The sequence below is a fragment of the Bacteroides sp. ET489 genome, from assembly GCF_030518095.1.
Lineage (GTDB): Bacteria > Bacteroidota > Bacteroidia > Bacteroidales > Bacteroidaceae > Bacteroides > Bacteroides ndongoniae.
This window is the reverse complement of the sequence record NZ_JAULLJ010000008.1, coordinates 1-21,926: the sequence shown is the minus strand read 5'-3', so window position 1 is coordinate 21,926 and position 21,926 is coordinate 1. Positions and strand designations below refer to the sequence as shown.

Here is a 21,926-nt window from a genome sequence, read left to right as displayed (position 1 = left end):
GACAGAATAATCGCCCTATTCAGGCAAAAACATCCTCCCACAGAAACAAAAAGAAGAAAAAAAACTCCCGAAAGACTTGTTTTTCTCTGAAAAGTTTTTGTAATATCCGAATAAAACGTATTTTTGTGTACAATTTTGGTGTAGTAATGACAGAAGAAGAAAAGAAGCTATTAAGTACCTTTGAAGCCAGGCTGCGTCATTTAATCTATCTGCACGATGAATTAAAACGCGAGAATGCCGAACTAAAGCAACTTCTCGATGCCAAAGAAGAAGAATGCCGGACACTGATGGCCGAATATAAGCAACTGGAACAGAACTACACAGACCTAAAATCAGCTACGACAATCAGCCTTAACGGCAGCGACGTAAAAGAGACGAAGCTGCGATTGTCAAAATTAGTGCGTGAAGTCGATAAATGCATCGCTTTGTTGAATGAATAAAGAAGAAGATGTATGAACGATAAAATAAAAATAAACCTGCAGATGGCAGGAGCTTCTTATCCGCTTACCATCAACCGCGAAGACGAACAGATGGTGCGGGAAGCCGCCAAGCAGGTCGATTTGAGGCTCAATGCGTATCGCGAACATTATCAGAGCGTTTCCGCCGAACGGATCATAGCCATGGTGGCCTATCAGTTCTCGCTGGAAAACCTGCAACAGAAACAGCGTAACGACACTGAGCCCTATACAACAAAGATAAAGGAACTGACAAAGGTGCTGGAAGATTACTTTAAAGAACCGTAATCCGTACAACCGCCACCTTCAAAGTATACCTTATTTATTAAGTAGAAAACCCACGCACTGTGCAAAAGTCCGTCTTGCCGATAGAGACAGGCTTTTATACAGTGCGTTTTTATTTATATCTATAAAAAACAAATTAAAATGACAGTAGTTACAATAGTAGTATCCATTGCCTGCTTTCTTATCGGAGGATTCGCCTCGTACCTGTTCTTCAAGCACGGGCTGAAGTCCAAATACGATAGCATTCTGAAGGATGCCGAAGCAGAGGCGGAAGTGATTAAAAAGAATAAGTTACTCGAAGTAAAGGAAAAATTCCTCAACAAGAAAGCCGACCTGGAAAAGGAGGTAGCCATCCGCAACCAGAAAATACAACAGGCCGAAAACAAGCTGAAACAACGCGAAATGGTGTTGAATCAACGCCACGAAGAACTGCAACGCAAGAAACAGGAAGCAGATGCCATCAAGGAAAACCTGGAGGCACAGCTCGTAGTAATAGACAAAAAGAAAGAAGAACTGGACCACCTGCAACGCCAGGAAATAGAAAAACTGGAAGCCATCTCCGGACTTTCGGCCGAAGAAGCCAAAGAACGCATGGTAGAATCGCTGAAGGAAGAAGCCAAAACGCAGGCACAGTCCTACATCAACGACATTATGGACGACGCCAAACTGACTGCCAGCAAGGAAGCCAAACGCATCGTCATCCAGTCCATCCAACGGGTTGCCACCGAAACAGCCATCGAGAATTCCGTCACCGTATTCCACATCGAATCGGATGAAATCAAGGGACGCATCATCGGACGCGAAGGCCGTAACATCCGCGCATTGGAAGCTGCCACCGGTGTGGAAATCGTGGTGGACGACACCCCCGAAGCCATCGTACTCTCCGCCTTCGACCCCGTACGCCGCGAGATAGCCCGTCTGGCCCTGCACCAATTAGTGACCGACGGCCGCATCCACCCCGCGCGCATCGAAGAAGTAGTAGCCAAAGTACGCAAACAAGTAGAAGAAGAAATCATCGAAACCGGTAAGCGTACCACCATCGACCTGGGTATCCATGGCTTGCACCCCGAACTGATCCGCATTATCGGAAAGATGAAATACCGTTCATCCTACGGACAGAACCTGTTGCAACACGCCCGCGAGACAGCTAACCTTTGCGCCGTCATGGCATCGGAACTGGGCCTGAACCCCAAGAAAGCCAAACGTGCCGGACTGCTGCACGACATCGGTAAAGTACCCGACGAAGAGCCCGAACTGCCACACGCACTCTATGGTATGAAGCTGGCCGAGAAGTTCAAGGAAAAACCCGATATCTGCAACGCCATCGGTGCCCACCACGACGAAGTGGAAATGACCAGCCTGCTGGCTCCCATCGTACAGGTGTGCGACGCCATCTCGGGTGCACGCCCCGGCGCACGTCGCGAAATAGTAGAAGCCTACATCAAACGTCTGAACGATCTTGAGCAACTTGCCATGTCCTACCCGGGCGTAACAAAGACATACGCCATCCAGGCCGGACGCGAACTGCGCGTCATTGTCGGTGCCGACAAGATAGACGACAAGCAAACTGAAAGTCTGTCGAGCGAAATTGCCAAGAAGATTCAGGATGAGATGACCTATCCGGGTCAGGTGAAGATTACCGTCATCCGTGAGACACGTGCGGTAAGCTACGCCAAATAACATAGCTACATAACAACTCTACCATTGAAGGCACGGATTACACGAAAAGCCACGGAAAGTCCCAACAACCAACTGTGGAAAGAAGTGTAATCCGTGCCCCGTTTCTATCAACACAGTTGCCGGCAGGAACGACTTACAACGGCCGGACCAACCTCACCTCCACCAAGTCATGAACCATTATCAGTTTGAAGTCTGCGCCAATTCCGTAGAAAGCTGCCTCGCTGCACAGGCAGGAGGAGCCGACCGTGTAGAACTGTGCGCCGGCATTCCCGAAGGGGGGACCACTCCCTCGTACGGCGACATAGCCACTGCCCGCGAGCTACTGATGCATACGCGCCTGCACGTCATCATCCGCCCACGCGGAGGCGATTTCTTCTATACCCCCGTCGAACAACGCATCATGTTGAAGGACATCGAAAATGCCCACCGGTTGGGAGCCGACGGCGTAGTCTTCGGCTGCCTGACGCCCGAAGGCGATATCGACATCGCCCTGATGAAGCAACTGCTCGAAGCCGCGCAAGGCATGTCGGTCACCTTTCACCGTGCCTTCGACGTATGCCGCCAGCCCAAGCAGGCATTAGAGACCCTCATCCAACTGGGTTGCCAACGCATTCTGACCTCGGGTGCACAGCCCACTGCCGAACAGGGTATCCCCCTGCTGAAGGAACTGCAGGCACAAGCCGACGGACGCATCATTCTGCTGGCCGGCTGCGGTGTCAACGAAAACAATATTGCCCGCATAGCCGACGAGACGGGCATCCGCGAATTCCATTTCTCGGCTCGTGAGCAACTGACCAGCAGGATGCAGTTCCGCAACGAGGCTGTCTCCATGGGCGGAACGGTGTGCATCGACGAATATTCGCGGCCGGTCACCACTGCCGAAAGGGTCAGAAAGACCATCGCCGCCATAGTTCAACAATAGGCACAGACGCTGACTTCGGCTGTATTTTCCGGTCATTTAGTCGGAAAATGCGGCCTTTCGGTCGATTTTTACCTTCACAGGCAACTAAAGTCCCGAAAAATTGTTACCTTTGTAAGGACTAATCCTTTATACAGACAACTATGAAAGTACTGCAACACATATTCAATAACGTATTCCTGCTCGTCGGCTTGCTTCTTTCGTTCACTGCATGCAGCGACGACAACGACGTGACAGCCACCCTGCTCGACAAGGAATACGAACTGGTCGATATAGAATGGTGCCGCATGCCCGACGACGTATCGTTCAGCAAAGCACAATCCTTCACCCACGAATCAACTTCGCAACAGAAATCGGAAGGCAAGCATTACATTGAACTCGACGTGATGGAAGGCTATCGCCAAAGCTCCCTCTTCCTCCCCGATGACCCCGTACTGTTCCAGCGTTTGGCAGGTTCGGTCACCGACTCGGTTTGTGTCCCCCAAAGCGCAACACAGCCTACCACGGGAGTTTACTTTCACATGTACACGCGGAATATTCCACAGGTACCTTTCTCTACCGAATATTACCTGTACAACTCCGAGCAGCCCGACCTGTACATCGAGTCGGAGACACCGTTCATCGCCTACATCACCTCGGAAATCATGGAGTATCAGGTGACTTACACCTACCGTGCCCTGTTCCGTGGGAAGACGACCGGCCAGGAGATAGAGACTACCGGCAAGTGGGAAGGTATTTATTACCAGAACATCGGCAATCAGGTACATTCGTTCGAAGGGGAGAACATCACCGAAACCGCTCCGGCGATGCCCTAACCGACCGTAAGCACATACCCTTTTTTCATCAACGACTCAATCCGTACGGTTGGGTCGTTTTTTAATGCCCTCCGCAGGTAAGTGATCTGCACGTTCAGGGCCAGCGAGTTGGCATAACTGTCGCTGCCCCACACGGCTTCGAGCAGGGCAGAGCGCGCCACCGTCGTGTTCGCATTGCGTGCCAGCATCCGCAGGATGTCGGCCTGACGCGAAGTGATGAGCACTTTGTGGGTGCCCGTACGGATTTCGTTGGTGCTGTAGTTGAACACCGAGCGGCCAAAGCCATACACTTCCTCCTCGACCACCTCGTCGAGCTGCGAGGAGAAGCGCTCGCGTATGCGGGCTATCAGTTCCTCCGGATAGAAGGGCTTGGCCAGGTAGTCGTTCGCCCGGAGGCGGAAGCCTTGCAGACGGTCGGCCTTGTCGCTGCGGTCGGACAGAAAGAAGATGAGGACATGCCTGTCCGCCTCGCGGATACGGGCTGCCACTTCGAAACCGTTCAGGCCGGGCATGTTGATGTCGAGCAGCACTAAGTCGGGCCTGACGAGGGGAAACTGCTCTACGGCCATACTGCCGTTTCCTACATAGGTGACGTCGTACCCCTCCTGTTCGAGGAAGCGTTTCAGCAACAGGGAGTACTTCAAGTCATCGTCGGCAAAAAGAATCTTCAGTCGTTTCATACAGGGTTTTACCTCCGCGCCCTCTCCCCGAAAGGAGGAAGAGGAGAACGGCAGGGTTTCTTTTTAGAATCTGTTATTCTTGTTTTCACTCATTGTTCATTGCGGGATGCTGACGGTCACCGTCGTCCCCCGTCCCGGGCGGCTCCGCAGCGTGACGGTGCCGCGGTGTGCCTCGGTCAGCAGCTTTACGTAACTCAGTCCCAAGCCGATACCGGGCACGGCAGGGTCGGGCAGGCTGGCACTGCGATAAAACTTGTCGAACACACGGGCCTGCTCGGCAAGAGGAATGCCTATGCCGTTGTCGGCTACGCTCAACGTGAGCCGGGCATCGGTCACCGCCGCTTCGATAACGATATGAACCGCATCGCCCGAATACTTCACCGCATTCTCCAGCAGGTTGCTAATGATGTTCGAGAAGTGTAACCGGTCGGCCCGTACCGCCAGCGAAGGGTCGATACGGACTTCGAAGCTGGTCTGCTTGTCCGTTGCCGACTGTTGCAGGAGTACCAGGTTATCCACCGCTTCGCGCAAGTGGAACGTAGTGACGGTCAGTTGCGCCTGCCCGTCGTCGGCCCGGGTCATGTCGCGCAGCTTCTGCAAATAGGCGGACAGGTTGTCCAGCCCCGCCCGTGAGTCGTGTATCACTTCTTCCATCGCCTGCGGGTCGGCACACAGCTCCCGATGACTCAGAAAGGCCACGCACGCCTTCAGCGTCTGCACGGGGCGTTTCAGTTCGTGAATCATGGTGTTGACAAAGTTCTTCCTCATCTCGTCGATGCGCCGCTGACGCAGGATGGTCCTGATCTGGAAGAGCAGACAGCAGGCCAGCAACAGTATCATCAGCAGGCTGCCCAACAGTTGCCATCCCATCCGGAGCAACAGTGCGTGAGGCTGTATCCGCACCTGCACACGCACCTGTTCGAACTTCATCGGATTGTAGGGATAGTCGATCTGCAGCACGGGGAACAACGACGTGCCGAGGTGGGTCACCTTCTCCTTGCAGCGGTACAGCGTGTCGCGCACATGGGTCAGCTGCGTGGTAAAGGGCATTCCGTCGAGCCGTGCCTGCAGGATGGAGTCGAAGCGTTGCAGCGTGAAGGGCACGTCAACCTGCAGTTTGTACTGGTCCAGCACACGGACAATGTCGATCCCGCCGGAGTAACCGTCTTCACTACTCAACACCAACGAATCGACAAACTGCATGTTCAGCCTGTCGGTACGCACGCTGATGCTGTCTTTGCCCGTGCGGGACAGTCGCACCGTGTCGGGCATCAGGTCCGAGATGCTGGCTTTCAGCAGTTCGTCGGTATCCACTGTACCTACTTTGACCACCTGCCTGTACTCCTGCCTGCCGGCGGGGTTCAGGCTGTCTTTCTGGTCTCGGTAGCTCAGCGATATGCTGGTGTTGAGCGACACACTCGAAGCTCCGAACGTCTTTCGGGGCATCGTCCGGCGGATGGAGTCGTTCACGGCCACCGCATCCATGACGCGGCGGTACATCTCGTCGGCACACTCTTCGTTCTTATACCGGTACTGGTTCCACAGCCAGTAGCCCTGCCCCGCAATGATCAGCAGCATGGCCGCCAGCGAAAGCATCCATATAATCTTGATCCGTTGTTCCATTCTTCGTCTTGTTCGGTTCGTTTAGAGTTCCGGAAGCAAAAGTAACGCATCCGCTCCAATTAGCGGTACGCGCAAGGCGAGTATTCTCGGGCGAATAATATTTCAGTAATAACTTTCCTCCGTGCCGGCAGCTTTTCTTCATAGTTTTGTGTCGGGCAAGGCGGAAAAAGGAACCGTTTCCGCCACCTGCCCGCCCAAAGAAAACATGATACGAACCTTTAAAACAAGAAACAGTATGAAAACAACCTTCTTCCTTCTGACCCTCCTTTCGGTCCTCATCGCACAGCCGGTGGCGGCCCAGTTCAACATCCGCATCTCGACCGGCGAAAGCCTGCGGCAGGACACCATCGACCAGGCCGTCTATGTCGTGCAGTACGACATGCAAGACCGCAGCGACACCACCGAGACCGAAGCCCCCAACGAAACAGCCCTGCTGGAAGTAGGCCGGAAACTCTCGAAGTTCTACAGCTACACCAAATTCGTATGCGACTCGGTGCTGGCCGCCGATCTGGCCAACCATGCGTCGCAAGAGGTCATCAACGAGCACCTGGGCCGGTATGGGAAAAGCCGGCTGAGCGAACAGACCTTCAAGCGATTCCCCGACGGAAAGGTGACGACCCTCGACGAAGTGGCGGGAGGCATCAGCCGCCTGCGTTGCGAAGAGGACGAGGAGCGTCCGCAGTGGGAACTGTCGGCCGACACGATGCGGGTGTTGTCCTTCGGGTGCCGCAAGGCCACCTGCCGCTTCAAGGGGCGCAACTGGACGGCCTGGTACACCACCGACATTGCTTCGAGCGAAGGCCCTTGGAAACTGTGCGGACTGCCGGGCCTGATACTGCTGGCCGAGGACGACGAGGGTCACTACCGCTTCGAGTGCACCGGCATCGAACAGTGCCGCGCCTATCGCCCCATCCTGTACGCCGGAAAAGACTACGAGCCGATGAACCGCAAAGCCTACAACAAGGTACACGAACGCTACTATGCCGACCCCGTCGGCTTCATCACCGGCAACATGCCCAACGTGAAGATTACCATCAAGGACTCACAGGGCAACCCTACCAGCAACCCCAAAAACCTGCCCTACAATCCGCTGGAAAGAGAGTAGCACGAACATCGCCTGCCACACCGGCAATCGCCAACCTCCGGCTGCGAATTATCCCGACAAAAGACGGGCTGCCGGAGGGTGTGGATGCAAGGGGGTAAGGAAGGCAGACAGGCAAATCATAAAGCACTGACTACGTGATAGTTGCACTCCATCTATCACAGTCGTATACTGAGGCACCCTCAGTCGTATACTTAGGTACCCTCGGTCGTATACTTAGGGGGGCTCGGTCGTATACCGAGGCCGACACCCTTCCAGAGTGCCCGTAAAAGGCCTCCACTTCCTCCCCACATCAGCAACGAAAAATATTTATCAAATTCCCGAATATGAACCAGAAACTACCGATACTTTTCCTGGGGCTTCTTCTGACCCTATGCACCGCCCTGCGGGCACAAACGCTGGAGGGCCGCATCACCGATGCCGAAACCAGCCAGCCGTTAGAAGCCGTCATGGTGAGCGTGACGCGCGGCAACCTACTGACCGACTACCGTCTGACCGATGCCGACGGACGCTTCGCCCTGCCCTGGAAATATGAGGGCAGCCGGCAGGTGTCGGTTTCGCTGCTGGGCTACCGCACGGAAGTACGCACCGTTATCGCCCCCGGCCGGCTGGACATCGCTCTCGTGCCCGAAGCCGTCGTCCTGAAGGAAGTACAGATACGGCCGGGGCGCATCAGCACGCGCAAGGACACGGTGCGCTACGACCTGGCCCGCTTTGCCACCTCGAAAGACGTGCACATCAAAGACGTGCTGAAACGTCTGCCCGGCGTGGACGTGGACGAAAACGGCCAGGTAAGGTACAAAGGCAAGCCCATCGACCATTACTACGTGGAGGGGATGGACGTCACCGGCGGACGATACGCCCAAATCAACAACAACCTCGACGCACGGGCCGTGAAGACGGCCGAAATCATGGAAAACTATCAGTCGGTGAAGGCACTGAAAGGGAAAATCAACTCCGAGGAAGTGGCCCTGAACCTGAAGCTCGATCCCAAGGTGCGCGACCAGTGGATATGGAATGTCACCGCGGGCCTGGGAGGCGGCACCGACGTGTTGTGGGAAGGCAGCCTCAACGCCTTGCAGTTAGGCAAAGGGCGGCAGAGCATCTACAACTACAAGACGAACAACAACGGCACCGACCTGAGCCGCGAACAGGACGTGCAGACAGCCGACGCAAGCGCCGACACGCCGATGACAGCCTTCCTGACCCAGCCCGGCATACAGGCTCCGCTGGACGAACACCGCCTGCTTTTCAACCAGACACACACGCTGAATGCCAACCGCATGTACAAGTACGACGACAACCGCTCGCTGCGCCTGCAGGCCGGATACACCCGAAACCGGCTGGAGCAGCAGCAGGGCAATGTCCGCCTCTACTACCAGCCGGGCGACACCGTGCGACTGGACGAGGAATTCCGGTATAACCTGCTGGAACACGACGCCTTTGCCGAAGCCCGCTACGAGGACAACAGCGAGCGGCACTACCTCAGCAACCGCCTCACGCTGCAAGCCAACGCCGGACGGAGCCGCTCGGCGGAACTGCAACAGACCCTGAACACCGGTTCGCTGCAGGCCGCCAACCTCTTCAGCCTGATTCGCAATGCCGACCAGCACACGTGGGAGGTCACTTCCACCACCCGTTATGCCTGGATGCCCTCGCGCCTGCAACTTCCGGCCGGAACCGACGACTATCGTCAGCAGGCGTTCCGTACCGACAACCAGGTCAGCTACCTGCACAAGCGGAACGGCCTTACCCGCCAGCATCAGGCCGGCATAGAAGGGGAATGGACACGCGACAACGGATTCGCGGCCGGCTCACTGGCGTTGCGGCTGCTCACCTCTTTCCTGCTCGACCGCGATCCGTGGAGGGTCTCCCTCTCGCTGCCCGTCGGACTGAAGCACTACTTCGCGCAAAGCCGGCCCCACCTGCTGTTCCAGCCCACCCTGTACGCCAGCTATCGGCCGGACTATCACTGGAAATTCTCGACACTGGCCTACATCAACCGCTCGGCAGGCAGCACGTCCGACCTGTACCCGTACCTGTACCGCACCGATTACCGCACGCTGCACTGCACCAACGGGCTACTGCCGGTCAGCCTCAGCCAGAACTATCAAGTGTATGGGGAATACAAGAATACGGCACACGAGTTCTTCGTCACCTTGTCCCTGCAATACGCGAAACGCCACAGCCGTACCCTGACCGCCCAATACATTGCGGCCGACACCCTGCTCTACCTCCGGCAGGCGATGCCCAACCACACCGAGCAATGGTCTGTCAGCACCCATCTGTCCAAAGGATGCTACGACTGGAACCTGAAAACCTCACTGGAACTGTCGCTGAACCGCAGTACGGGCAAGCAGCTGACCCTGTCCGCCGCCACCGGCACCGGCAGCACCGGCGCCACCGACGCCCTGCCGCAAAACTACCGTTACGACTACCTGAAAGCCGAACCCAAAATAGTCTGGGCTCCCGTCGATGCGCTCGAAATGCAGTATCACGGCACGTTTGCCTACGGCGGCAGCAAGATTGGTGACCACACCCGCCTCAGCCCCTTACTCGATATGGTCAACCGCCTGCATCTGACCCTGAGCGTCGGAGACGTCTATCTGCGTCTTTCGGGCGAGCACTACCGTAACGACCTTGGAGGGGGCAACCACCAGACCACCCTGCTGGCCGATGCTACCCTGACCTACCGGCATGGGCGATGGAGGTTCGAGGCATCCGTCCGCAACCTCTTCGACAAACGGACGTATGCCTACACAAACTACACAGCTACACAAAGCTATACCTACTGGCTGAACATACGCCCGCGGGAGGGGATGGCGAAAGTCAGCTACCAGTTCTGATACGGGAAGTTCCGGTCAACAGCTCTTCACCAAGGCATAGACCAGTATGCACCCTATCGTAATGCCGCCCACCGCTATCGGAACCCACGTCTCGCGGAACTCCTTCCGCCGATACTTGCCGAGCTTGACAAACAGCCAATAGCACAGGCTGGCTCCGACAAAGCCTACCAGAGCACCTGCCAGCAGGTCGCCGGGGTAGTGAACGCCCAGGTACGAACGCGAGTAGCAGGTCAGCAGCGCCCAAAACATGATGAACGCCGTGAGCAGGCGGTTGCGGAATATGTAGAAGACGAAGAAAGCCAGTCCGAACGTGTTGGCGGCGTGGCAGGAGGGGAAACCGTAGCGACCGCCCCGGTAACCGTTCACAATCTGCACCAGGTCCGAAATGGGGTTCTCCAGATTGGCCGGGCGAAGACGGCAGGCCACCGGACGAATCAGGGTGGCGCATACCTGGTCGGCAAAGGTGATAGTCAACGCTACCGTGACGATGCAACCCAGTGCCATCTTCCATCCCAGGTTACGGAATATCACATACAATATGGCGGCATACATGGGAATCCACACCAACTTGCCGCTAAAGGCATACATAAAGTAATCGGCCCACTCCGCACGCCATCCGTTGATGGCCAGCAGCAAATCGGTGTCCGCATCGGACAGGACCGACAAAAAGTCAATTAACATCATCTCTCGGGTTCTGTTGTTTAGGGTTATCGGTTCAGTGATTTATCGGGTTGCCAGGTCGTCGTACAACTTCTGCAGATAGGCCTCGCCTGCACGCAGATTGGCGCCTTTGTGCTCTCCTTCGTCAAGAACGACCTTGCCCGACTGGTTGTCGAATATCAAATGGTTGTCGGCTGTAGCCACACCGAAGGCATCGGGCACGGTGAAGAAGGCGAAATGGGGCGATGCCGGGTTCATCAGGTCCTTGCTGAACACAAATTCGCCGTGCGGCAAGCCCAGTTGTGCCAGCAGCGTTGCGGCAATGTCCTGCTGCGAACCGTAGACATCGATGCGACGCGGCTTCTCGATGGCACCGCCCACCATCAGCAACGGTATCTGGTAACGTTCTATCATGAAGTTGTTCACAGGTTCGGGCGTAGCTCCCAGGTGATCGGGGACAAGCAGTACGACGGTGTTTTTCCACTGGGGCAACTCACGGTATTGCCTTATGAAGTCGCCCACGCAACTGTCGGTGTAGGCAAACGAGTTCATGGCGTCGTTCTCCAGACGGCGGTAGGGCACTTCGAAGGGCTCGTGACTGCTGGAGGTCTGAATGACGCGGTAGGCAGGCTGCTTCTGTCCGTCGGGGGCAGGAAGGGTGGCAGCCTCTTCCTTCAGTTCGTCCAGCAGACGGCGGAACACCAGATGGTCGTGCACGCCCCACTTGCTCAGACGGTCGGCAACGGGGAAGTCCTTGTCGGCTACAATATCTTCGAAGCCCGACGACATCAGGTACGAACGCATGTTGGTGAAGTCGGCATCGCCACCATAGTAGTACTTGGCACTGTAGCCTGCCTTCTTCAGGCTACCGGCTATGGCAGGCAGGTTCTGCGTCTTACGCGGATATTTCATGATGCTTGTCGTGGGCTGTGCCGGATAACCGCTCAGTATCGATACAAGTCCGCGGTCGGTACGAAAGCTGTTGGCATAGAAGTTGGTGAACAGCACACCTTCGCGGGTCAGGCTATCCATCTGCACCGCAATGTCGGGTGCGCCGCCCAGTGTAGTCATCAGCCGTGAAGAGAAGCCTTCCAGAATCACGATGCACACGTCGGGCCGCTGTGTATTGAACAGGGTGCGGTCGGCCATTGTCAGCGAATCGGTGGCCAGGGCACGCAGCGAATCGGCAGGTTGTGCGGCTCCTTCGACAGCCGGGTCAATCAGGGTGGCAAACAGTCGGTCGGCCTCGTCCGGCTCCATAAAGCGATACTGACTGGCAAAGTCTTTCTGTTTGGATAATGACTCCATCAGGCTGAAGGCCGGGTTGGTAGCAGCATGGTTCAGCAGGATATTGGTACTGAAATAAACCTTACCGGTGTTCATCGTCGACACCGTAAAACCTCCACGGATAGGGATAAACAGCAATCCCGTCAGCAGAAGCAGCAGGAACGACATGCCCAGACGATGGTAAGGCAGCTTCATCTGGCGGTACTTCTTCCCTATCAGCAACACACGGAAAAGCCAGTACAGCAACATGGCATACACCGCCATGACGAGTAATCCGCCCAACACAAACCACACACTGACACTAGCCATCGCCTCCTTAGGCGAGGAAAAGAAGTAAAACAGCGGAGTAGCATCAAGACGGAAGCCCCAGTAGCCGTATAAAGCAAGGTCGACCACGAAAATAACGGAAAGCAATATGGATATGAACAGGAAATACCCCTTCCAGATGCGGTGCAAAGCTCCCGACAGTGTCCATACGGTCACAATGGCCAGCAGCCCGGGAATCAGCGTCAAGTATCCTGCCAGCGACAGGTCGAGCGGAAGGCCGTGCCACATCACCTGCAGCCAGTCCTTCCACGAGGCATCGGCATACAGCGAATGATAGCAGAGCATGAACAACGGCTTCTGCACAACGAAGATACAGACGAACAGAAGATATGTCTTGAGGAATGCAATGAGTCTTTCTTTCATGGTGTCTTTTCTAGCTACTTTTTATCTAAGAATCTGATATTCCGGACAAAAATAGGCTTTTTATTTCTATTTCCGGTCATGATGCTGAAAGAAAAACGAAAAATGCCCTGCATCTGGAGCAATACAGACCAGCATACAGGGACATCAGAAAGGGTCGGCATCCGCCTTAATGGCGTTCCAGATGCAGACGATGGGTTATCGTGGCAGGTAGCTCGTTTTCGTAGTGAGTAACCATGATCAGCGTCTTGTCGCGTCGCTGGCAGAAGGCTTCGATCACCTTCTTCACCCGCCGGCGGTTGTAGGTATCCAGCCCATGCAATGGCTCGTCAAGAATCAGCAGTTCCGGGTCCTTCACAAAAGCACGTGCCAGCAAGGCCAGCCGTTGTTCGCCACTGGACAGCTGCAGGAACGGACGGTCCTTCAGGGCGGCAATGCCGAATATGTCCATCCACCACTCGCATACCGACATCTGTTCTTCCTTGGGACGCTTGTACAGTCCGATGCTGTCGTGCAGACCCGAAGCCACAATCTCGATGGCAGGCAGGTTCTTCAGATAAGCGCGGTGCATCTCGGGGCTGACGTAGCCGATGTGTTTCTTTATCTCCCAGATGCTCTCGCCCGAACCGCGCTTGCGTCCGAACAGGCTGATATCGCAGGCATACGACTGGGGATTATCGGCGCACACCAGACTGAGCAGGGTCGACTTTCCCGCACCATTTTCGCCACTCAGTGCCCACTTCTGGCCGCGCATAACGGTCCAGTCAAGGTCCTTCAGGATAGTACGGTCGCCATAACGGATGCTTACCTTGTTCAGCCGGACTACCTCGGCGGAATCGTAGTTGGCGTGTTCGTAGGGATAGTTCAGGATGCGTTGTTGCAGTTCGTCGAACGAGTGGGCTGTGTCCTGCTCGCGGAAGGCCTTCAGATACTCCTCGCGCGTCATCTTGGGACCAACCGTCCGGTTGCTGACGGGCACTACATGGGTGATGAACGATGGGATGTCGTCGAGCATCGAGAGTACCAGCACAATCTGCAACGAAGCAAGCCGCGTCAGTTCGTCCAACAGATGGAACAGCAGATCGCGTGTCGCCGCATCGAGGCCGATGAAAGGATTGTCCATAATAAGGATGCGGGGCGAAGTCAGCAGCGTCTTGGTCAGCTGGAACTTGCGCAACTCTCCGCTGGAAAGCAGGATGATTTTCTTTTCCAGCATTGGTTCGATGCGGAACAGGTCGAATAGCTGTTGCTTCAGGGCATCATCCTTGATCGTCCCCAACAGGTCGCGTACCACGGGGGCATCGTCCTGATCGTGTGCATTCCAACGTTGCTGGTAGTAATAGTTGGCGTCGGCCGACCCGTACGTGTCGCGAAAGGCTATGTATTTGATATTATCATAAACCGCTTTCGAAGCCGAAGGAGAAAAGTCGTAAGACAATTCACCTTCGTACAAAGGATATTTGCCTGTCAGCATATCGACCAGCAGACTCTTACCGGCTCCGTTGGGGCCGACAATGGCGATGTGCTCCCCGTCCATGAAATCGAGTGAAACGGGACGGGCCAAACGCACAAGCGGGTTGCGTACGACGCCCCCCGCTACATGTATTGTATAATGTGGCATATTATAGAAATAAATTACTGATATATGATCATGGCCGACTGCGGCGCTACCGTCAGCGAGGGGCCATAGACTGTCGCCAACCCTTTTTCGTTGACTAAACCGTTCTGACAAACAACTGTATATTTGCCTTCGGGTACCGACAGGGAGGCTGACTCGCGGCGGGCATTCAGCACTACGATGATGTCTTTCCATGTATCGCCTCCAGCGTGATCCTTCAAGCGGTAAGCCACGAGGTTCGTACCTTCGACAGGCAGGAACTCCAGATGCTTTCTTACCAGTTCGGCATCGCCCAGACGGAAGGCCGGATGATTGCGGCGCAACTGTATCAGCCCCTTGTAGTAGGCAAATGCGTCGGCATTGAGCGTCTTGCGATCCCAGTCGATAGCGTTGATGGAGTCCGGACTCTGATAGCTGTTGTGCACGCCTTTCTTGTCGCGCATCACTTCTTCACCGGCATAGATGAAGGGGACGCCCTGCGAGGTGAACACAGCCGTCTGTGCCAGCTTGTCTAAGCGTACCAGTTCTTCAGGCGTGATGCCGGGTACACTTGCCTTCAGGCGGTCTACCAGACACATATCGTCGTGACACGACACGTAGCTGATCATCTGCGTAGGCTGTCCGGCCCAGGGAGCCTTGCTGTAATTCACCGAGTCGTTGTTAATCTGCGGATGCTTTACAGCACCTGCAATGCCAAACTTGATGCTTTCTTCTCCACCCGGCAGTCCGGCCAGAAATGCGCCTTGCTCGTTGTTGTTGAAAGGTCCTCGGAGAGCATCACGCATCTCGTCGGAGAAAGCGGCGATGCCAGGCATCTTGTAAGTGTTGGCTTTCATGGCCAGCGAATCTTCGGGCATCTGCGGTGCCGAAGCAGCCCAACCTTCACCATATATAAATATGGTAGGATCGATAGCCGAAGCGGCCTTACGTATTTCGTTCATCGTTTCGATGTCGTGAATGCCCATCAGATCGAAACGGAAACCGTCGATGTGATATTCGTTGATCCAGTAGAGCACTGACTCGATCATGTACTTGCGCATCATGGGGCGGTTGCTTGCCGTCTCGTTGCCACAAGCCGAAGCGTCGGCCAGTGTACCATCAGGCCGCTGACGATAGAAGTAACCGGGCACGGTACGTTCGAAATTGCTTTCGGCTGTGTTGAACGTATGGTTATAAACAACATCAAGCACTACGCGGATGCCTGCCTTGTGCAAAGCCTGCACCATCTGCTTGAACTCGCGGATACGGACTTCCGGACGATAGGGATCGATAGAATAAGAGCCTTCGGGCACATTGTAGTTCAATGGGTCGTAGCCCCAGTTGTATTTGTTTTCATCCAGACGGGTCTCATCGACCGAAGCATAGTCATACGAAGGCAGGATATGCACGTGCGTCACACCCAGCTCCTTCAGGTGGTCGATGCCGGTAGCCATTCCGCCGGAGTTCTTCGTACCGGTCTCGGTCATGGCCAGGAACTTGCCCTTATGCTCGATGCCCGATGAAGGATGTACGGAGAAGTCGCGGTGATGCACTTCATAAATGATAATGTCAGCAGGACTTGCCAGCGGCGGACGCTTGTCCTCGGCCCATCCTTCGGGATCGGTCTCGCGCAAGTCGATGATGGCAGCACGCTTGCCGTTCACTCCTACTGCCTTGGCGTTGATACCGGGAGTATCGCCTTGCCACTTTCCGTCTATCTTCACGTTGAAGGTGTAGAATTTCCCTTTCAGGTCTTTTTCTACTTTTGTCTTCCAGGTACCTTCCTCGGCCCGTTCCATGCTGACGGTCTCGTAGGCATGTCCACCTTCGCCTGCCTCGTAAAGCATCAGGCGTACTTCGTCGGCTGTGGGTGCCCACAGCGTAAACTGAGTTGCTTCGGGCGCATACTCCATCTCGGTCAGACTGCCGGAACGTACCGGATAAAGTTCAAAAGAAGTGTATTCATTCTTTGCCGGAGCACAACTGACAACTGTGGCCGCCGCTACTCCAATGATTACCAAATCGTTCAGCTTCACCATACTGTTATTATTTTATTGTTTCAATAATTTCGTCCATTTGTTCCTGTCTATCCTTTTACCTTGTCGGGATTCTTGGCGATGAAGTCTTTCCATCCACGATAGCTTTTCTCCACTGCCGGACGCCCCATCTGCAGGTAGTGGCAATAGGCGGCTGCCAGAGCATCGGTAGCATCCATAAAGGTAGGCATATCGGCCTTACTGAAGTGCAACATGCGCTGCAACATATCGGCCACCTGCTCTTTCGAAGCCTGCCCGTTGCCCGTGATAGCCATCTTTATCTTCAGCGGGGCATATTCCGTAATCGGGATGTCGCGACTCAATGCTGCCGCCATGGCTACTCCCTGTGCCCGTCCCAGTTTCAGCATGGACTGCACGTTCTTACCGAAAAAAGGTGCTTCGATGGCCACTTCGTCGGGCAGATAGCTCTCGATGATGCTCAACACCCGTTCGTGGATATGCCGCAATTTCAGGTAGTGGTCGCCAAACTTACGCAGGTCAATGATGCCCATCGCTATCATCTCGGGCTTGACACCCGTCACCCGCAAAACGCCATATCCCATGATGGTAGTTCCCGGGTCGATGCCCAGAATGACTTTTTCCTTTACCGGCTGTATCACACGATTACCTCCATCAGTGTAGGGAAGCCCACTACTTTGTCTTTGAATAGCTTCATCATCTCCTCATTCAGTTTCACGCCCTGTTCGGTGTGCCAGCGGTGCAGACTGGCAGAATCTTCTACCTCGAACTGCACAGAATAGCAGTTGCCTTCTTCGCGATGGCTCAAGATGCGAGTAATACGCGGTGAGCGCAATATCCCTGTTTTCTCCACTTCGGGCAAGTAGTATTCCTGCATCCAAATCAGGAAATATTTCTCCTGCCCGTCTTCCACATGATAGGTTGTATTATAGACCAGCATAACTTTTTTCTTATTTTTCTCCGCAAACATAGCAATTATTTCAGAATTATGCATTATATTTGCGCCGTCAAAACAAGAAAACGTTCCGCAAACGTTTCAATGACGCTTAAATTGGGGTATTAGCTCATCTGGCTAGAGCGCGACACTGGCAGTGTCGAGGTGAGCGGTTCGAGTCCGCTATGCTCCACTTCTCAAAATCGCTCTTACAGTGCTACAGAGGCACTTCCAAAACTTCTTCAATTCGTTTTGGATTAAAAAAAAGACAATTAATGCCATTTTTGACATTAAGAACTTGTCGAAAACGAATCCAAAACAATTATGACAACTCTCAAATTAGCCGTTGTTCCGGCCAAGGTGCTGAAAAGCGGAAAACATAAAATCAGAATTGCAATAGGACATAAACAAGAAACAAGATATCTTGTTACTCGTTTCGTTATTGATTCTCCTTCTCAGTTTAGAGACGGACAAATTGTAGATGCTCCTTACGCTTCACATATTAATATGAAGCTGAGAAACCTACTTAATACTTATCAAGAAGCATTAGATAAGATAAACACCAATTCCTATACATGCTCCCAAATCGCAGAATACCTCTCTAATTATAGAGAAGGTACTTGTCCTTTTACAGACATTGCCAACGAATATATTGGTGGGATGATTAAAGAAGGCAGAAAGAGTACAGCACAACTGTACCAGAAAACTACCGATTACTTCCTGGATAGTGTAGGACATGACTCAATGCTTGAGGGAATCACACCACGTACCATCAAAGACTTCGACTTATACCTTAAACAACGCAATTTCAGTCCGGCGACAAGAGGTACACACATGGCACATCTAAAAGCAATCATTAATTATGCTATAAAATATAGGAAAGTATCATATGAAGCTCATCCATTCGAATTTTATGAAAAACCAGATTGCTCCGTTCGGGAATTGGATATCAGCGTTGATGAAGTACGTCTGATCAGAGATGCAGAGGTTACAGAGAAATCGCTTTGTATGGCCCGTGACCTTTTCATGTTATCCTATTACCTGGGTGGAATCAACCTGATCGATTTAATGCAGATCAATTTTAAAGGGAAAGACACGATAGAGTATATACGTGAGAAATCAAAGAATACCAAAAAGGGTGACAAAAAGATTAGCTTCACTATCCCGGATGAAGCTAAGCCAATAATAAAAAAATGGATGGGTAAGAATGGTAAGCTAAATTTCGGATATAAGCTATCTTATGACAACTTTAGGAAATATGTCACTAAAGAGATTATACGACTCGCAGATAGGATTGGAATTGAAAAGCATGTAGTATATTATTCAGCAAGGAAAAGCTTCGTACAGCATGGATTTGAGCTTGGGATACCCCTTGAAACACTCGAATATTGTATCGGCCAAAGCATGAAGGCAAATAGGCCGATATTCAACTACGTTAAAATAATGAGAAAGCATGCGGACGAAGCAATCCGCAAAATATTGGATAACTTACGCTGATGTTTGGACAAAGGCTATCGCTTCTTTGATAGCCTCTTCCCTCTCCTTTTCTACCTCAGAATTTAAACGTTCAATAAGGTCCATATCTCCCGAAATTGCCGACTTCTCCCCCTCCGGAAATGCGACCGTAAGCCGGTAATGACCATAGCCTACAAAAGCCTTAGTGAGCGTTGGCGCGGATTGTTTTTTAGCCATATCTGAAATGTTTGAGTAGCGAGAAACAAGAACGGTCCCGCTTTCCCGTTGCGTTACATACCTATTTGCGTCAGATACAGTGTAGCCATTAAGCATACATCACGGGGGTCGGGACCGCATATGAAGAAGCTACTGGCAACACCCATCACCAGTAGCCCAACGGTCAGATTATCTCTGACGCAAATTAGTAAGTAACGCAATACAAAGATGGTAAAATTACGCCGGAGTACGAAATATTCTCGATTATTTTTTGATAATAACCAAAAGATTATTATCTTTGTTGTGTCAAATAACAAAGAAATATGAGTAATGAACAAATTAAAAAAGACCTGCTTATACAAAGAGCATTTCTGAAAAAAGAACTGGATCAGCTAAGGTTTATTGCCGAGGTAACAGGAACCAATCAGGAAAAAGAGATTGATAAAAGATTAGACAGGCTCCTAACCATCGACAAGATCTTGGAAGAGTTAGAAAAAAAGAAGTAAAAACAAGCCCTCTCTTCGGAGAGGGTACAAAAAAATATATGTATGACACTAAAAGATGAACTACAGGCATTAAAGCCGTTGCTTGGGACTGATTCCCCCGAGTTTTACGACCGGATGAAAGACATTGCCACACGGTATACTTCCAATGACGATAAAAAGGTAATATCTGAATTTGTTTCTGATCGATTGCAGGAGGTTGACAAGAAAATAGATTCCATGGAAGAAAATGCCATCAAATTACAACTACAGGAGGTTGCGGAGATTGTGTCTCTGAGCTACCTAGCAAAAAAATATTTCAATAGAAGTCGCTCATGGCTGTACCAAAGGTTAAACGGGAATATTGTCAACGGTAAACCAGCCCGATTCACCGAAGAAGAATTAGCAACGTTCAATAATGCTTTGCAAGACATATCCAAAAAAATAGGCTCACTCAGTATCTCTCATTGATACTTTGTTATTTGACATCTTCCCCGCAGCATGAGCCGCTGCGGGGATTTTTTGTATAAAGAGTATCAGCATATCGGCCTTTATTCCTACATTTGTCGCCATGAAGAATATCGAAATACATCTTGTGGACTTGTCCACTACCCTACCGTTACCTTACGCTGACGAGGGTATCCGTGCTGGCTTCCCTTCACCTGCCCAGGACTACATGGAGCAGGCCATTGATCTGAATAAGGAGTTGATAAAGCATCCCTCAAGCACGTTCTACGGTCGTGTAGTCGGTGACAGCATGAAGGACGAAGGCATCGAAGAAGGAGACATCCTCGTCATCGATAAGTCGTTGGAGCTGATTGAGGGCGACTTGGCCGTGTGCTATGTCGACGGTGACTTCACAGTCAAACGTGTATCCATCGAGAAAGATACCGTCTGGCTTGTACCGTCAAATCCTGATTACCCACGTATCAAGGTGACAGCCGACAATGATTTCATGGTTTGGGGTATCGTGACCTATACTATAAAGAAAAACCGCAGAAGGAGGAGGTAACCATGTTCGGCCTGATGGACTGTAATAACTTCTATGCCTCTTGCGAACGGGTGTTCAACCCATCGCTGAATGGCCGGCCTGTAGTTGTATTGAGCAACAACGACGGATGTGTCATCGCCCGCTCCAATGAAGCGAAAGTACTTGGTATTCCGATGGGCGCACCGGCATTTCAGATAAAAGAACTGGTAGAGAAGCACGGCATTACAGTCTTTTCGTCCAACTATACGTTATACGGAGATATGTCCTCTCGGGTCATGTCCATCCTCTCCTCTCTGGTACCGGAAATCGAAGTCTATTCCATTGACGAAGCATTCGTGAACTTGGACGGCATTACGAACTATCATAGCTTGGGAACAGATATCGTCAACAAGGTATATAAAGGTACAGGCATCCCCGTCAGTCTGGGCATAGCCCCCACTCGAACATTGGCAAAGATGGCCAACAAGTTTGCAAAGAAATACCCGGCATACAAGCGAGTCTGCTGTATTGACACGGAAGAGAAGCGGGAGAAGGCCCTGCGTTTATTTGAAATAGGCGATGTCTGGGGAATTGGTCGGCGACAGGCTGCTAAGCTGGAGAAAGAAGGTGTAAAGACGGCCTATGATTTCACCCAACTTCCTGGATCATGGGTGCGCAAGTACATGACAGTAGTAGGTGAACGTACATGGAAAGAACTGCGCGGAATACCCTGCATCACTGAGAACATCACCCCACGGAAACAAATCTGCACCTCACGCAGCTTTGGTCAGATGATTGAAAACATTGAGCAAATGGATGAAGCTGTGTCGACATTTGCCTCTACGTGTGCCAAGAAGTTACGTGAGCAGAATGGCTATGCCGTGTCGCTTCTTGTGTTCATTATAACTAACCGCTTCCGGGAAGACCTTCCGCAATACTGGAAAAGCGTATCGGTCAATCTGCCGGTGCCCACAGACGATACGCTGAAGATTGTTCACTACGCCTTGTCAGGATTGCGAAGCATCTTCAGGACTGGATACCAATACAAAAAGGCAGGAGTGATCATCACGGAAATCACGTACAATGTCCAGCATAACCTGTTCGACACCGTGGATCGAGACAAGCGGGAACGGTTAATGAATGCCATTGACAGTATCAACGGAAAGCATGGACATTCCGTCAAGTTGGCTGTCCAAGGTCAGGGTACTGGCTGGAAGC

At 52.6% G+C, this 21,926-nt stretch carries 21 protein-coding genes and 1 tRNA gene; 13 read left to right on the top strand and 9 right to left on the bottom strand.

Going from position 1 to position 21,926, the window contains the following annotated elements:
- Positions 1–146: 146 nt before the first annotated feature.
- The 5 genes from Q3C19_RS06340 (at position 147) to Q3C19_RS06320 (ending at position 4,154) form a co-directional block, all read left to right on the top strand.
- Positions 147–440: a hypothetical protein gene (locus tag Q3C19_RS06340; protein ID WP_071149066.1), complete on the top strand. Its 294-nt coding sequence runs from the start codon at positions 147–149 to the stop codon at positions 438–440.
- Positions 441–452: 12 nt separating this feature from the next.
- Entirely contained in the window at positions 453–743 is a 291-nt protein-coding gene (locus Q3C19_RS06335; protein ID WP_022161576.1) for a cell division protein ZapA, read from the top strand.
- A 138-nt stretch (positions 744–881) separates the two neighbouring features.
- Positions 882–2,420 (top strand): ribonuclease Y, encoded by a 1,539-nt coding sequence (gene rny / locus Q3C19_RS06330; protein WP_302728015.1) that lies wholly within the window; start codon positions 882–884, stop codon positions 2,418–2,420.
- 169 nt (positions 2,421–2,589) lie between these two features.
- Entirely contained in the window at positions 2,590–3,342 is a 753-nt protein-coding gene (locus tag Q3C19_RS06325) for a copper homeostasis protein CutC (protein WP_302728013.1), read from the top strand.
- 140 nt (positions 3,343–3,482) lie between these two features.
- Positions 3,483–4,154 carry a hypothetical protein gene (locus tag Q3C19_RS06320; protein WP_302728011.1) on the top strand — a complete coding sequence of 224 codons (672 nt, stop codon included), beginning with the start codon at positions 3,483–3,485 and terminating at the stop codon, positions 4,152–4,154.
- Here Q3C19_RS06320 and Q3C19_RS06315 read toward each other — a convergent pair.
- Positions 4,151–4,834, bottom strand: a complete 684-nt coding sequence (locus Q3C19_RS06315; protein WP_302728009.1) for a response regulator transcription factor — start codon at positions 4,832–4,834, stop codon at positions 4,151–4,153. The genes Q3C19_RS06320 and Q3C19_RS06315 overlap by 4 nt on opposite strands.
- 96 nt (positions 4,835–4,930) lie before the next feature.
- A complete protein-coding gene (locus Q3C19_RS06310; protein WP_302728007.1) occupies positions 4,931–6,457 on the bottom strand; it encodes a sensor histidine kinase KdpD in 1,527 nt (508 codons plus the stop codon).
- A gap of 235 nt (positions 6,458–6,692) precedes the next feature.
- Here Q3C19_RS06310 and Q3C19_RS06305 point away from each other — a divergent pair, with 235 nt between their 5' ends.
- Positions 6,693–7,562, top strand: a complete 870-nt coding sequence (locus Q3C19_RS06305) for a GLPGLI family protein (RefSeq protein WP_302728005.1) — start codon at positions 6,693–6,695, stop codon at positions 7,560–7,562.
- 323 nt (positions 7,563–7,885) lie between these two features.
- The gene (locus Q3C19_RS06300; RefSeq protein ID WP_302728003.1) at positions 7,886–10,405 is read left to right on the top strand and encodes a carboxypeptidase regulatory-like domain-containing protein; all 2,520 of its coding nucleotides are present in this window, start codon (positions 7,886–7,888) and stop codon (positions 10,403–10,405) included.
- 15 nt (positions 10,406–10,420) lie between these two features.
- Here Q3C19_RS06300 and Q3C19_RS06295 read toward each other — a convergent pair whose 3' ends face one another.
- The 6 genes from Q3C19_RS06295 to Q3C19_RS06270 form a co-directional block, all read right to left on the bottom strand.
- On the bottom strand, positions 10,421–11,089 hold the full coding sequence (locus tag Q3C19_RS06295; protein WP_288911493.1) for a phosphatase PAP2 family protein: 669 nt from the start codon (positions 11,087–11,089) through the stop codon (positions 10,421–10,423).
- A gap of 39 nt (positions 11,090–11,128) precedes the next feature.
- Positions 11,129–13,042 carry an LTA synthase family protein gene (locus tag Q3C19_RS06290; protein WP_277121878.1) on the bottom strand — a complete coding sequence of 638 codons (1,914 nt, stop codon included), beginning with the start codon at positions 13,040–13,042 and terminating at the stop codon, positions 11,129–11,131.
- Between the two features lie 166 nt (positions 13,043–13,208).
- Complete coding sequence (locus tag Q3C19_RS06285; protein WP_277121877.1) at positions 13,209–14,660, bottom strand: ATP-binding cassette domain-containing protein; 1,452 nt, start codon at positions 14,658–14,660, stop codon at positions 13,209–13,211.
- Between the two features lie 14 nt (positions 14,661–14,674).
- Positions 14,675–16,672, bottom strand: coding sequence for a type I pullulanase (gene pulA, locus Q3C19_RS06280; protein WP_277121910.1), 1,998 nt, complete (start codon positions 16,670–16,672; stop codon positions 14,675–14,677).
- 50 nt (positions 16,673–16,722) lie between these two features.
- A complete protein-coding gene (ruvC, locus tag Q3C19_RS06275) occupies positions 16,723–17,292 on the bottom strand; it encodes a crossover junction endodeoxyribonuclease RuvC (RefSeq protein ID WP_302727997.1) in 570 nt (189 codons plus the stop codon).
- Positions 17,289–17,591 carry a DUF4286 family protein gene (locus Q3C19_RS06270; protein ID WP_071149054.1) on the bottom strand — a complete coding sequence of 101 codons (303 nt, stop codon included), beginning with the start codon at positions 17,589–17,591 and terminating at the stop codon, positions 17,289–17,291. Before Q3C19_RS06270 ends, ruvC begins: the two co-directional genes overlap by 4 nt.
- Positions 17,592–17,704: 113 nt before the next feature.
- Here Q3C19_RS06270 and Q3C19_RS06265 point away from each other — a divergent pair.
- Positions 17,705–17,778, top strand: a tRNA-Ala gene (locus Q3C19_RS06265).
- 131 nt (positions 17,779–17,909) lie between these two features.
- Positions 17,910–19,082: a site-specific integrase gene (locus Q3C19_RS06260; RefSeq protein WP_302727994.1), complete on the top strand. Its 1,173-nt coding sequence runs from the start codon at positions 17,910–17,912 to the stop codon at positions 19,080–19,082.
- Here Q3C19_RS06260 and Q3C19_RS06255 read toward each other — a convergent pair.
- Complete coding sequence (locus tag Q3C19_RS06255; protein ID WP_302727992.1) at positions 19,074–19,277, bottom strand: hypothetical protein; 204 nt, start codon at positions 19,275–19,277, stop codon at positions 19,074–19,076. The genes Q3C19_RS06260 and Q3C19_RS06255 overlap by 9 nt on opposite strands.
- A 302-nt stretch (positions 19,278–19,579) precedes the next feature.
- On the opposite strand from Q3C19_RS06255, the gene Q3C19_RS06250 reads away from it, so the two are divergent.
- From Q3C19_RS06250 to Q3C19_RS06235, 4 genes are all read left to right on the top strand, one after another.
- Complete coding sequence (locus Q3C19_RS06250; protein ID WP_302727990.1) at positions 19,580–19,762, top strand: hypothetical protein; 183 nt, start codon at positions 19,580–19,582, stop codon at positions 19,760–19,762.
- Positions 19,763–19,804: 42 nt separating this feature from the next.
- On the top strand, positions 19,805–20,209 hold the full coding sequence (locus Q3C19_RS06245) for a DUF5053 domain-containing protein (RefSeq protein WP_302727988.1): 405 nt from the start codon (positions 19,805–19,807) through the stop codon (positions 20,207–20,209).
- 100 nt (positions 20,210–20,309) lie between these two features.
- On the top strand, positions 20,310–20,750 hold the full coding sequence (locus Q3C19_RS06240; protein ID WP_302727986.1) for a LexA family transcriptional regulator: 441 nt from the start codon (positions 20,310–20,312) through the stop codon (positions 20,748–20,750).
- Positions 20,751–20,764: 14 nt separating this feature from the next.
- On the top strand, positions 20,765–21,926 hold a 1,162-nt coding region (locus Q3C19_RS06235), incomplete at its 3' end, for a Y-family DNA polymerase (RefSeq protein ID WP_302728170.1).